Source organism: Akkermansia muciniphila ATCC BAA-835, from assembly GCF_000020225.1.
GTDB classification, from domain to species: domain Bacteria; phylum Verrucomicrobiota; class Verrucomicrobiia; order Verrucomicrobiales; family Akkermansiaceae; genus Akkermansia; species Akkermansia muciniphila.
Window position 1 is genome coordinate 2134823 of the sequence record NC_010655.1, and the last position, 12941, is coordinate 2147763.

The 12941-nt window shown below is 58.1% G+C and carries 13 protein-coding genes; 3 read left to right on the top strand and 10 right to left on the bottom strand.

The genetic code is table 11. The features are described 5' to 3' along the window. Positions 1–35: 35 nt before the first annotated feature. The 7 genes from AMUC_RS09355 to hprK form a co-directional block, all read right to left on the bottom strand. Entirely contained in the window at positions 36–416 is a 381-nt protein-coding gene (locus AMUC_RS09355; RefSeq protein ID WP_012420784.1) for a PEGA domain-containing protein, read from the bottom strand. Between the two features lie 14 nt (positions 417–430). Next, a complete protein-coding gene (locus AMUC_RS09360) occupies positions 431–850 on the bottom strand; it encodes a SufE family protein (RefSeq protein ID WP_012420785.1) in 420 nt (139 codons plus the stop codon). Positions 851–883: 33 nt separating this feature from the next. Further along, positions 884–1801 (bottom strand): ornithine carbamoyltransferase, encoded by a 918-nt coding sequence (argF, locus tag AMUC_RS09365; RefSeq protein ID WP_012420786.1) that lies wholly within the window; start codon positions 1799–1801, stop codon positions 884–886. Positions 1802–1907: 106 nt separating this feature from the next. After that, the gene (locus AMUC_RS09370; protein ID WP_012420787.1) at positions 1908–3596 is read right to left on the bottom strand and encodes a sulfatase; all 1689 of its coding nucleotides are present in this window, start codon (positions 3594–3596) and stop codon (positions 1908–1910) included. Between the two features lie 131 nt (positions 3597–3727). Continuing rightward, positions 3728–5506: a phosphoenolpyruvate--protein phosphotransferase gene (gene ptsP / locus AMUC_RS09375; protein WP_012420788.1), complete on the bottom strand. Its 1779-nt coding sequence runs from the start codon at positions 5504–5506 to the stop codon at positions 3728–3730. Between the two features lie 46 nt (positions 5507–5552). Continuing rightward, positions 5553–5819, bottom strand: a complete 267-nt coding sequence (locus tag AMUC_RS09380) for an HPr family phosphocarrier protein (protein ID WP_012420789.1) — start codon at positions 5817–5819, stop codon at positions 5553–5555. An 84-nt stretch (positions 5820–5903) separates the two neighbouring features. Beyond that, complete coding sequence (hprK, locus tag AMUC_RS09385; protein WP_012420790.1) at positions 5904–6866, bottom strand: HPr(Ser) kinase/phosphatase; 963 nt, start codon at positions 6864–6866, stop codon at positions 5904–5906. Positions 6867–7021: 155 nt separating this feature from the next. On the opposite strand from hprK, the gene AMUC_RS09390 reads away from it, so the two are divergent. The 3 genes from AMUC_RS09390 to AMUC_RS09400 are packed head-to-tail and all read left to right on the top strand — an operon-like array spanning position 7022 to position 9805. After that, entirely contained in the window at positions 7022–8362 is a 1341-nt protein-coding gene (locus tag AMUC_RS09390; RefSeq protein WP_042449168.1) for a dipeptidase, read from the top strand. A 7-nt stretch (positions 8363–8369) separates the two neighbouring features. Continuing rightward, positions 8370–9248: an ABC transporter ATP-binding protein gene (locus tag AMUC_RS09395; protein WP_012420792.1), complete on the top strand. Its 879-nt coding sequence runs from the start codon at positions 8370–8372 to the stop codon at positions 9246–9248. Beyond that, positions 9215–9805, top strand: coding sequence for a 5-formyltetrahydrofolate cyclo-ligase (locus AMUC_RS09400; protein WP_012420793.1), 591 nt, complete (start codon positions 9215–9217; stop codon positions 9803–9805). The genes AMUC_RS09395 and AMUC_RS09400 overlap by 34 nt, the downstream gene beginning before the upstream one ends. A 32-nt stretch (positions 9806–9837) precedes the next feature. On the opposite strand, the gene AMUC_RS09405 is transcribed toward AMUC_RS09400, so the two are convergent. The 3 genes from AMUC_RS09405 to AMUC_RS09415 all read right to left on the bottom strand — a co-directional run bounded on the left by AMUC_RS09405 (position 9838) and on the right by AMUC_RS09415 (position 12855). Then, positions 9838–11505 (bottom strand): GTPase family protein, encoded by a 1668-nt coding sequence (locus tag AMUC_RS09405; RefSeq protein WP_012420794.1) that lies wholly within the window; start codon positions 11503–11505, stop codon positions 9838–9840. An 86-nt stretch (positions 11506–11591) separates the two neighbouring features. Then, positions 11592–12287 (bottom strand): YggS family pyridoxal phosphate-dependent enzyme, encoded by a 696-nt coding sequence (locus tag AMUC_RS09410; protein WP_012420795.1) that lies wholly within the window; start codon positions 12285–12287, stop codon positions 11592–11594. 10 nt (positions 12288–12297) lie between these two features. After that, on the bottom strand, positions 12298–12855 hold the full coding sequence (locus AMUC_RS09415; RefSeq protein ID WP_157738278.1) for a YqgE/AlgH family protein: 558 nt from the start codon (positions 12853–12855) through the stop codon (positions 12298–12300). Positions 12856–12941: the final 86 nt, after the last annotated feature.

Consider the following 12941-nt stretch of genomic DNA (forward strand, 5'->3'; position numbering starts at 1 on the left):
CTGTTACTCCCGGAAAGTGTCCGGACGGCAGGCTGTTACCACTGCGCGGGAAGTTCCCGCAAGGGGGGCGCTCCTGAGTCCGCCTTTTTCAGGCGGATGGTCAGGATGTCTGTTTTAAAGTCTTTGGACTTCTCGTTGTTGCGGCCCCACAAAATGGCACCTTGCGTGGTCATTTCCGGATAAAACGTTTTTTCCGTGGAAAGGAAGCCCGGTTTATCCGCCGCAACATGCACGGGCTTGTGCCTGTTCAGGGAGAGCGTGACGGGTGCCTGGCCGGCGTAGTCTCCGTTTACTCGCAGGCTGGCTCCAGAAGGAATGCTGCGGATGGTGATGTCCCGGGAAGAACTGCTGCATGAGAGGCTTGCGCCGCAGAATGCGGAGAGCAGGAGAAGATGCGGGAAAAGGCCGTGAGTCATTGCTCTGGAAAAAATCAATGGTGTTCCGCCATTTTCATGGCGGCCTGCTTGATCTGGGCCGCCATGGAGTTGAGGGCGTTCGCCCTGGTGGGCGCCAGGTGGTCCTTCAGGCCGGTTTTGTCCAGCTTGGACATGTCCGCCTTCAGAATTTCTTCCGGAGGCAGGCCGGAAAGCAGCCGGATGAAGACGGCAATGAGGCCCTTGGTGATGAGGGAATCGCTGTCTGCGTACAGTTTCAGTACGCCGTTGTCCGGTTCCGTGTGAAGCCATACGCGGGATTGGCATCCCTTGATGAGGGAGTTCTCCGTTTTGTAAGCTTCATCCAGCCTGGGCAATTTTTTACCCAGGCTGATGATGTATTCGTAGCGTTCCGTCCAGTCCTGGAACAAATCCAGTTCATCCAGCAGGTCTTGCAGGCGTTCTTCGTAGTTCATGGCTCGGAGATTGGGTAGGATGGGCCGGGCGGGTTATCCCCGGCGGGCGTCTGCAAGCGTGGCGAGCACGGCTTTCTGGGCATGCACCCTGTTTTCCGCTTCCCGGAAGATAACGGGAGCAAAATGTTCCAGCACGTCTTCCGTGATTTCCTTGCCGCGGTAGGCGGGCAGGCAGTGGAAAACGGAGTGGCCGGAGGCGGCATGTTCCAGCAGCTCCCTGTTCACCTGGTAGGGGTAGAAGTGTTTTTCCTTGGACAGTCCTTCCGATTCCTGGCCCATGGAAAGCCAGACATCCGTGTTGATGACGGAAGCTCCCTTGACGGCTTCCACGGGGTCCGTGGTGAAGATGACGTTCTCGCAGTCCAGATGCCTGCGGAAGTCTTCCAGGGGAAGGTAATTGGTAGGGGCTCCGATGGCGAGCGTAAAGCCCAGCCTCTTGGCCGCCCACATCCAAGAGCGGGACATGTTGTTGTCCCCGTCCCCCACGAAGGCGATTTTCATATCCTTCCAGGAACCGGGGCCGTAGATTTCCTCAATGGTAAGCAGGTCCGCCAGGATCTGGCAGGGGTGCTCCTCGTCCGTCAGGGCATTGATGGTGGGAATGCCGGAAAAGCTGGCGAATTCCTCCACCTCCTGCTGTCCGTAAGTCCGGATGGCGGCGCCGTGGATCATACGTCCCAGCACGCGGGCCGTATCCTTGATGGGCTCTCCACGCCCGAGCTGGATGTCATGGACGGAAAGGAACATGGGACGGCCCCCCAGTTCACTGATGCCCACTTCAAAGGAAACGCGGGTGCGGGTGGAGGATTTGGAAAAGATGAGCGCCCAGGTCTGCCCCTTCAGGGGAAGGCGTTCGTGATGGCCGCGTTCCGCCTTAAGCCGGTGGCCCAGGGCGAGCAGGTCCCGGATTTCGTCTCCGGTAAGCTGTTCGATGGAAAGGAGGTTGTTCATGGTTTTTGAAAGGGAATAAAAACGGGAAAGCCGCACCATACTCCCTGTTTTCTTAAAAGAAAAGGGAATAATGCGGCTTTCCAGGGAGGGATGGAGATGCCTTTACTTACAGCCTGGCCGCCGCCTGGTCCGGCCACGGTACGGGAGCGCCTTCACGGGCTCCGGCGGGATTATTCTTCTTGTAGGTGGGCATTTGGGCCTTGCGCTCCTTGAGCAGGGTGGTCATGGTCCTGGCCATGACCTTAACGCGTTCCGGCTGCTGTTCCGCCAGGTTGTGCTCTTCGCTGATGTCCTCCTTGAGGTTGAAGAGTTCGAACTTCTGGTCAGGGTGCCAGTAGATAAGCTTCCAGTCCCCCTGGCGCATGGCCGTGCTGGGGGAATAAAGGGAGTTGTTTCCGTTCCCTTCCCCCCATACGTTGGGCGTGTGGAAGAGCAGGGAGCGGTTGGGATTCATGCTGCCGCCTTTCAGCAGGGCAACAAAGCTTTTGCCGTCCACAACCTGAGGCGCCTGAATTTTTTTTGCTCCTGCTATTTCCAGAATGGTGGGGAAAAAGTCTTCAATGATGACGGGAGTAGTGCAGACGCTTTCCGCCTTCGTGACCCCGGGCCAGTAGACGATCATCGGTTCCCGGATGCCGCCTTCCCGGTTGGAACCCTTGCCGAAGCTAAGCGGGTAATTGGATTCCTTGTTGCCCATGCGCCCGCTGATGGCAAGGCCCCCGTTGTCCGCCATGAAGATGATGACGGTATTTTTATCCAGATTGTTTTTTTTCAGGTATTCCCGGATGTCGCCCAGGCTCTTGTCCATCCCCTGGATCAGGGCGGAATAGCGTTTTTCGTTGTCGGACCATTTGTGGCCGTCATTGGGGTTGGAGTACTCTTCCGCAAACCTCTTGTCATAACCGCGCATGTCGAAGGGGGCATGGATGGCGTAGTGGGACATGTACAGGTAGAAAGGCTTGTCCGCCTCCCTGGGGTTTTTCCGGATGGCGTCCAGGCGTTTCAGTGCCTCCTGCGTCAGGGCTTCCGTCAGGAATGTGTCGTTTTCATAGTAATTATTTTCATCCAGTCCGCGGACATGGAAATTCCCCGTGCCGTATTTCCGGGAACCCCGGTAGTCCGCCGGGCCGCCTATTTCCGTGCCGGCGATATTGTAGTCAAAGCCGAAGAGCCTGGGATTGGCTCCGGGCGTATTTTTGGAGCCGAAATGGGCTTTTCCGCAGTGGATGGTGGTATACCCCTGTTTTTTGAGCAGGGCGGGCAGCCCAAGCACCTGGGTGAAGGGTTTTTCCATCCTGTACTGGATTTTTTCTTCCGTCAGGGGAAGATGGGTGGTTCCGGATGCCCTGGTTCCTGCCGGCTGGATGCCGTTGACGCTCCAGTCTGCGGGAGCCTTGAGCGCTTGATGGCCTGCGTCCGTGGTTTGGTCACGCAGGAGCGTCCAGTTCGTGACGCGGTGGCGGGCGGAGTTCATGCCGGACATGAGGCTGCATCGGCTGGGGGAACAGATAGGCTGCGCGTAGGCGTTCGTGAAGACCATGCCCTGCTTGCCCAGAGCCTCCATGTTGGGCGTGCGGTAGCGCTTGTTCAGGAAAGTAGGTTTGGGAGTGCCGTCCTCTTCCCGCCAAAAGGGCAGGGATGTATCCTGCCAGCCCATGTCGTCCACCAGAAAGAGGATGATGTTGGGGCGTTTCGGTTCTGCCGCGCGGGATGCTTTTACGGAAGCTGCGGAAGCAGAGCAGGCGCTTCCCAGCAGGAACGGGATGAGAAAGGCTGCAATACGGGAAATGTTCATTACTAAGAAAACCAGTACTTATTATAATAACGCATGAGACGGACGTTTCTGTCAAGGATTCGTATTCCCGCGGCAGTTTGTTCGGGAACGCCCCGTTTTTCCGGTGCGGCGTGTACCGGGATGAAAGAGCCTTATTCAAACAGGGCCGGATAGGATTTTCGGGCCAGGGCCGTGCTCAAGTCCACGATAGACCTGCTGTTGGGGGCCTGGAGCGCCTTTTGCGCCATGTCCCGGCACTGGCCGTAGTCCAGATTGCGGATGGCATACCGGATGATGGGGACAAGGTGGACCCCCACGGACATGGAGGTGGCCCCCAGGCCGATCAGCAGGGGAAGCAGGGTGATGTCCCCCGCCATTTCCCCACAGATGGCCGTGGGAATGTTTTCCCGTTCTCCGGCGGTGATCGTCATGTCCATGATGCGTATCACGGCAGGATGCGTGGGGCGGAACATATTGGCGACGCGGTTGTTGACCCGGTCCACGGCAATAGTGTACTGGGTGAGGTCATTCGTGCCTATGGAGAAGAAATCCACCTCGCGCGCCAGCACGTCCGTCATGATGGCGGCGCTGGGCACTTCAATCATGATGCCCACTTTCAAGTCCCGCGCATAGGGGATGTTCTTCCTTTCCAGTTCTTCCCGGCATTCCTGGAGGATGTGCTTGGCTGTGACCACTTCCGTATAGCCGGAGACCATGGGGAACATGATGCCGCAGCCGGGCGTGTCCGCGCAGGCACGGAGAATGGCCCGGAGCTGCTGTTTGAACAGCTCCGGGCGGCTGAGGGAGACGCGGATGCCCCGCCAGCCAAGGAAGGGGTTCGGTTCCGGAGTGCGGAGCTGTTCGCACGGCAGCTTGTCACCGCCTGAGTCCAGGGTGCGGAAGATAACGCCGTGGGGGGAACAGCCTTCCGCCAGTTTTCTGTAGTAGCGCGTCTGTTCTTCTTCATCCGGCATGCCGGATGGGTTGCCCAGCAGAAAGAATTCCGTGCGGAACAGGCCTACCCCTTCCGCTCCCACCTCCTTGATGCCGGAATATTCATGGGGGAACTCCACGTTGACGGACAGGCGGATGTTGCGTCCGTCCCTGGTGATGGTGGGCAGGCCGCGCAGCGCTTCCAGCGCCTTGTAGGCCTTTTCCTTTTCCACCTGGAGGCGGTGGTAGTATTCCTCCGTTTCTTTCGTGGGTTTCAGGATGAGCACGCCCTTGTAGCCGTCCAGGATGGCGGGGGAGTGGCTTTCCACTTTCAGAAGGGCCTGGTCAAGCCCCACGACGGCGGGGATGCCCATGGAGCGGGCGAGAATGGCTGTGTGGGAAACGGAGGAACCTATTTCCGTGGCAAAGCCGTGAATCAGGCTGGCATCCATGGCGGCCGTGTCGGAAGGGGTCAGGTCGTAGGCCACCAGAACCTGGTCTTTTTCCGTTTCTTCCTCGTCTTCAGGAGGTTCCGTGCTGCGGAGGTTGTTGATGACCCGCTGCATGACATCCTCCATGTCCGCCGTTTTGGCGCGCAGGTAGGGGTCGTCCACACGGCGCAGAACTTCCATGTAGTTCTGCATGACCACATAAAAGATGTGCTCCACGTTCTGGAGGCGCTTGAGCAGTTCCGTCTGAACCTGCTGGAGGATAATTTTATCCTGAAGGAGAAGGATGTGGGCGTCGAAGATGGAGGCATCTTTCTCTCCGGATATCTGGATCATGCGTTCCCGCAGCGTCCTGATCTGGTCCGCAGTAGTTTGCAGCGCCCGGTGGAAGCGCACCAGCTCGGCATCCACTTCTTCCGGGGAAATATCGTACGCTACGGGTTCCTTGGAACCGCTGATCTGAATTTTAATCTTGCCCAGAGCAATGCCGGGGGAAACGGGAATGCCCTGAAGCCAGGTTTCTTCCGTTGAAATGGGTTCCTGAATCATCTGCGGGCTTAATGGCCCGGTCTCATATGGCCGTGAGCCGGAGTGTTCAATCTTCTTCAAACTTGCGGTAAATCAGGTCTTCCAGCGCGTTCAGCGCTTCCTGTTCGTCCTTCCCTTCCGCCGTGATGGTGATCTTGGAGCCGTGGCCTACCGCCAGCATCATCAAACCCAGAATGCTCTTGCCGTCAACTTCCTCGCCATCCTTCTCCACGACAATGTCTGCATCAAATTTGCTGGCCAGTTTGACGAATTGAGCAGCCGGGCGTGCGTGAATGCCGAGTTTGTTGATGATGGTGAGTTCCTTGGTGACCATGGAATTTGAAGTAAGGGGTGATAACGGTTGCTACAACGGTAAGTACACTAATTAAAGTTTTTTTCCAAGAGTTTTTTGTCAGTCCTAGTTTTCGGAGGATTGGAAGTTTGACATGAGGCGGCGGTTGAACTCCCCGGCCATGTCGATGCCCATGTCCTTGAGATGATAGTCCATGGCGGCTACTTCCACCAGCCTGGCAATATCCCTGCCGGGAGCCACGGAAAGCTGAACATGGAGCACTTTTTCCCCCAGGACGTCCAGCCCCTCCCGCTCCAGGCCAAGCCTGTCCAGCTCTTCCTGGTCCTTGGCGGGAATGAGGGTGACGATGAGGTCCAGACGCTTGTTGTGGCGGATGGATTTCAGGCCGAAAAGGGTGGTGATGTTGACGATGCCCAGGCCGCGTACCTCCATGAAGCCGCGGCTCATTTCCGGAGCGCTGGCCACCAGTTCTCCGCCCACGTTGCGCACGTACACCATGTCGTCCGCCACGAGGGCCGCGCCGCGTTCAATCAGGCCCAGGGCCGTTTCACTCTTCCCCACGCCGCTCTTGCCGCGGATGAGGACGCCCACTCCGCGCACGTCCACCATGCAGCCGTGCAGGGTGACGCTTTCCGCGAATTCGTTTTCCAGAATGATGGTGGCTGAGTTGACGAATTTCATGGTCACCAGGCTCGTGCGGAAGACGCAGACGCCGGCTTCATCCGCCAGCTCCACGATTTCCCGGGGGGGAATTTTGTCACGGGAGAAGACGATGCCCGGCACCTCGCACCGGAACATGCGCTGAATGCGAGATTTGCGCATGCCTTCCGGCAGTTTTTGAAGATAGGCCAGCTCCGCGGAGCCGAAAACCTGGATACGTTTGTTGGCAAAGTAGGAGTAGAAGCCGGCGATCGCCAGCCCGGGGCGGTTGAGGGCGGGTTCGCAGATGTGGCGGCTGAGGCCGGCGGGGCTGTTGATGAGTTCCAGTTGAAGGGCTTCCTTGTACTTGCCGTAAAATTTGGACAGGGTGACGAAATCCACTTTCTTCACTTTGGATTTGCTGAACATAATCCTATATAAAGGAACAAAACACACGCGAGAGCAATCAAATATTGTTCCCGGCGCCATGTGCGGGCTCCATTTTTTGAAAAAAGGCCCGTTCCGGCATGGAATGCCACACTTTACCGGTTGATTTGAAGCCCCAGGCATGGTCTGATGAAGGCATGAACAGACTGGATCAATTAGCCACCTTGTTGAGATTTCCAAGCATTTCCGCACAGAAGGAACACGCCCGGGACGTGAGTGATTGCGCGGACTGGCTGGTAGACAAATTGTCCGGCATGGGATTGGAAGCAAAGGCCTGTAAAACGCCCCTCCATCCCATTGTGCTGGCCCGCAGCCCGCGGGAGGAAGGAAAGCCCACCGTGCTGATTTACGGCCATTACGACGTGCAGCCCGTAGATCCTGTGGAATTATGGGAATCCGACCCGTTTGAACCGGAAGTGAGGGACGGGAAGATTTACGCCCGCGGCGCTACGGACAACAAGGGGCAGCTGTTCGCCCATATTCTGGGCGTGGAGGAATTGCTCTGCCAGAACGGAGGCCACCTCCCCGTAAATGTGATTTTCCTTCTGGAAGGGGAGGAAGAAGTGGGCAGCGGCAGTCTTTCCCAGTTTATCAAGGAGCACAGGGAAGAGCTGGCCTGCGACGTTATTGTAGTTTCCGATACCGGCATGGCCGCTCCGGACACCCCTACGTTTTCCTACGGGCTGCGCGGCCTGGCCGGGGCGGAAATTATCGTCAAAGGCCCTTCCGCGGATCTTCATTCCGGCGTATTCGGAGGAGCGGTGGCCAATCCCATCGCCGCTCTTGCGGAAATAATCGCCTCCTTCCACGATGAAGAGGGGCGTGTGGCCGTGAGAGGGTTTTACGACGGCGTGGAACCTATCGCCACATGGGAACGCAGCATGTGGGCCACGGTTCCCGGCATGAGCAATGAGGAGCTGGCTCAGCTGACGGGCGTGGAAACCGTGGTGACGGAGGCCGGTTTCACCGGAGCGGAATGTATTTTTGCCCGCCCGACGCTGGAAATCAACGGTATCGGCGGAGGTTACCAGGGTGAGGGAAGCAAGACGATTATCCCCAGCCATGCCTTTGCCAAAATTTCATGCCGCCTGGTGCCGGGACAGCAGCCTGAAAGGATTGCAACCCTGCTGGAAGAACATGTAAAGAAACATTCCCCCAAGGGCGTCACGGTGGAATTCAGGCGGGGCCATGGCGGGAATGCTTACGTGTGCGATCCGAATTCCGAGTTCGGTCTTGCCGCCCAGCAGGCGCTGGAAGAGGCTTTTGGCCACAAACCCGTGCTGGTAAGGGAAGGGGGCAGCATCCCGATCATTGAAGAGATGAAGCGCGTGCTGGGAGCGGATGCCCTGATGCTGGGCATGTGCCTTCCGGATGCCCGCATCCATTCCCCCAATGAGAACTTTCCCGTGGATTTGTTCTCCAAGGGCATTGACATGAGCCAGATTCTTCTGCGCCGCCTGGGGCAGATCAAGCATTGACCTTTTTATGGACCAGCCTGTAGCCGCTGAAATAGTCAACCTGCACAAGACCTTTAAAACAGGTCTTGGCAAACCCGTGGTGCATGCCGTGCGGGGGATAGACATGAATATCCGGCAAGGGGAGGTATATGGCCTCATTGGCCCGAACGGCTCCGGCAAGTCCACCCTGATGAAGGCCCTGCTGGGGCTGGTGAGGCCTACGGAAGGTTCCTGTTCCATTTTCGGCAGGTCCAGCCTAGCTCCGGACAGCAAGGAGGAAGTGGGCTTTCTTCCGGAAAATCCCTACTTTTACAAATTCCTGACGGGGGCGGAAACTGTTTCCTTTTACGGCAGGCTGTGCGGCCTGAGCGGAAAATCCCTGAAAGAGAAAGTCAGGGAACTGCTGGAGCTGGTGGGATTGGCTGATGCGGCGGACAGGCGGCTGGGCGGCTATTCCAAGGGGATGCTCCAGCGCATCGGCATGGCGCAGGCCCTGGTTCAGTCCCCCCGCCTGCTGGTTCTGGACGAACCGACCGCCGGCGTGGATCCTCTGGGGTCGAGGGATATCCGGAACATTATCGAAAACCTGAAAGGGCGGGGGATGACCGTATTTCTGTGTTCCCACCTGCTGGAACAGGTGCAGGAGGTTTGCGACCGGGTGGGCGTCATTTTTAAAGGGCTGCTCATTGCGGAAGGGTCTGTGAATGAGCTGACGCGGGATTCCGACAAGCAGGAAATACTTCTGGAACATGCTTCCCCGGAATTGATGGAACGGCTGAAGGAGATGGTGAAGGAAGACGGCCGTGCCGTTTGGCTGGAGGATGGGCATCCGCGCAACTCCCTGGAAAGCGTATTTCTAAAAAGTTTGTTGGAATGGAAGGAAAAGCATCCCAATCCGGAACCGTAAGCGGTCCGGCGGCTGCCAAACGGGAAGTGCGCCGCATGATACGTGAAAGGGTGGGCGGATTGGATGCCGCCGCCCGGGAAGCCATGTCCCGTTCCATCTGCCTCCGTGTGTCGGCTCTGGTGCGGGAGAAGAATTTCCGGCGCGTGGCTGTTTTTGCCGCCAGGCCGGGAGAGGTGGATTTGCTTTCCCTGCTGGATCTGCTTCCGGACCGGGAATGGTACTTCCCGCTGGTGCATGAGGGGAGAAGGCTGAGTTTTCACCGTGTATGCCATCACGGGGAATTGGTGGCGGGCAGCTGGGGCATACGCGAACCCGGTCCGGGATGCCCGGAACTGCATGCGGGGGAAATGGATTTGATCGTGCTGCCTGGGGCCGCATTTACCAGGGACGGCAAGCGGCTGGGGTATGGCGGCGGATTTTATGATACGCTGCTGGCCGGCCCGGCTGCTGGGGTGCCGCTGGCGGGAGTCTGCTTCCCCTGCCAGCTTCTGGACGATCTGCCCATGGAAGCCCATGACAGGCATGTGGACATGGTGATTGCGCCGGGAGGGGAGTAACAGTAACACCCTTCCGGAGAAAGGGAAAGAGGCTAGATACGGAACCGGTGTTTCTGCACGGTCAGTTTATAAAACAGGTCGTAGCGGGCGTTGAGCAGGGGCTGGAGGTATTCTACCCCTCCGGCTACCTGACCGCGGATGTCCGCATACAGTTTTCGGTAGTCGGAAAGTCCGCTGATCATGGCTTCATACAGGGGGGTGCGTAGCCCGCATTCCACGGCAATGTGCATTTCCGCCGCTGCGGCCACGATCTGGCGGGACAGGCGGAACTGCATCCAGGCCAGCCCCAGGTTGCCGCCCACCCAGACGGCCAGGGCCGCGCCTACGCAGGCGAACCCTGCTGCGTGCTCTCCGAAACAGCCCAGCAGGGCTCCCAGAATCACCAGAAGGAGCATCAGCTTGATTTCCGTCCTCATCACATCCTCCTGATCCAGAAAAAGCTTGCTGAGGCACGGCTTGATGCCGAAGTCCTTCAGGGGCATGTAAATGGAACGTCCCAGCCTCTCCTTGTACACTTCCAGATCCGTCTGGAGTTTTGCGGCCGGGAAATCCCCTATGTCGCAGTCCCATTGTTCCTTCACGCGCGGGCGCACATGGTTCCAGTGCGTCTGGCAGATGTTCAGGAATTCCTTGTTGTAATACGCGTGCCGTTCCTCAATGCCGGATTTGACCAGCTCATAAAACCATTCGTCAATGACGGGAGGAAGTTTGTGCAGGATCATCGTGCGCCGGATGGATAGGAAACGCCCCATCTGGCGTGCCGACTTTTTCCCCAGACGCGGCACGCAGTCCTGCACGTATTGCGCGTACGCCTTGAGGCGTGCCGGCATTTCATCCTCCATCTGGAGCTGGATGCGGTCGATTTCCCGGTCAATAGACGTCAGGAAGCCGGAATCCATCTTGGAAAGGCGGCTCAGTTCATCAAGCACCTTCCCCTGTTCTTCCAGAAGGCTGTCCGTAGCCAGCAGGAGGCGTTCCACGCGCTTGTCCGTCAGCGGGCTGCGTTTCAGCACTTCCTGAACGCATGCCGTCAGGGCTTCCACTCCTTCCCCTGCATGCTCTCCGGCGGTCGTGACAGGGTACAGAGGCAGCTGCACGCCCAGGTGTTCCCGGGAGGTGGAGCGTAGCTCCTCTTTCAAGGATTGAAGCTTCTCAAAGGAGAGCAGCTCCGCATGGGTGATGACGAGAACCATGCGGGAATGAAGACGTTCCTCCAGCGTCCGGAGATAGTCCCACAGGGCGGAATGGTTGCCGTCACTGGCGGAAATAACCACAAGGATGGCATCCGATTTGGGAACGATGTGCTTCAGCTTTCTGGGGGCATCCTCCTGTTCCAGGCCGATGGTATCCCAGAACTCCAGGTTGAGCAGGGCGTCCGACGGGTAAAAAAGGTCCAGAACCCATTCATGGGTGTGTGGGGCGGGATGAGGCCTGTACTGCCAGCGGACCAGTGTGGCTTCACTGGACACGCGGGAACAGAACTGTTCCCCGGCCAGGGCGTCCAGCGTAGAGGATTTGCCGGACCCTGTCATGCCGATGACGGTGACATTCTGCGGAGAGCAGCATTCGGCCAGGGCTTCCTCCACCTTTTTCTGGGAATCGAAATGACGGTCGGGGCCGATGCGGGCGGAAAACGCCGCGGCGGCATCCGCTACGTCCCGCACCGCATGCGGAATCACGTTTTTTCCTCCTGTCAGCATGGGGTGATGAAATCAGGTCTCCGTCCGGGCTGTTCCGGTTTTCCGGAACAAACCTACACGCCGCTTTTCCTTCTGTCCAACTAAAATCACGAAGCGGGAGCGTACGAGCGGCCGCCGAAAATAGCCGTCCCTACGCGGACGAGCGTGGCTCCTTCCTCTATTGCCGTTTCAAAGTCGTGGCTCATGCCCATGGACAGTTCCGTCAGCGTGGCTCCTCCCCTGCCGGACAGGACTTCCTTCAGCTCCCGGAGGCGGCGGAAATAGGGCCGCGCCTCCTCCGGATTTTCCACCGGGGGGGGAATGCACATAAGGCCGGCGATTTCAAGATGGTTCAGGGAGGACAGCTCCGGCCATTCCTTTTCCAGGGTTTCCGGGAAGAATCCGAACTTACTGTCTTCATTGCCTACGTTCACTTCCAGCAAAATGCGGGGCCGTTTTCCCGTTTCCTGAGCCACGGTATCCATGAACCGGGCCAGGCGCAGGGAGTCCACGGCATGGATCAGCGTGAAATATTCCAGGGCCTTGCGCACCTTGTTGCGCTGGAGGGGGCCAATGAGATGCCATTCCGTATCCGGAGGAAGGGAGGGGATTTTTCCCAGTCCCTCCTGGACCTTGTTTTCACCGAAAATGCGCTGGCCCGCATCATGGCACGCTTTCACATCCTCTGCGGGAAAAGTTTTGCTGACGGCGACGAGGCGGACGGAACCCGCCGGACGTCCGGCGCGGAGTTCCGCTGCGCGTATGCGGGAGAGAATATGTTCCAGATTTTGTTGGATGCTCATGATGGATGGTTCAGTTCAGGGATGGCTGTGCGGACGCGTGGCTCATGATATGGTGCAGGGGAGAGAGCCGCCGCATGGCCATGGCCCAGACCTTGGAAGAATCCGTTTCCAGGCAGATGTCCGGCACCATGGGGGAAACATACCAGGCACGGTCATTCAGTTCCCGGCGCAGCTGGGGCGGCGTCCATCCGCTATGGCCTACGTAGGCGCGCAGGATGGCGCGGGGGTCTTCCAGGTATTCCAGGGCCTGTTCCTCCTGCAGATGAAACTGGACGCGCAATTTATCCTCCGTGCGGATGAAAGCGGCGAAGATGAGCTGGTTGCGTTCTACGGGTCCTCCCTTGAAGATGGGCACGGCGTAAAGGGATTCCGGTATTTCCGTATGGCGGGCTACGTCCCCCACATTCATGCCGGACGGATGATTCAAAATATGGCCGATGACAAATTCCTTCTCCGCCCGGCTCAGGAAGATGACGGAATGATGGAATCCGGCGCCATCCAGGTAGGGGGCGGCAACCAGAAGGTGCCCCGCCAGGTTTTCATTGCTGATATCTTCGTGTTCCATCATGGCCATAAATCTACGTTACCAAATGTGACGGATGCAGGCAACCATGCGTTCAAACGGCCATGTCAGGAGGCGGTGAAAACGGAACA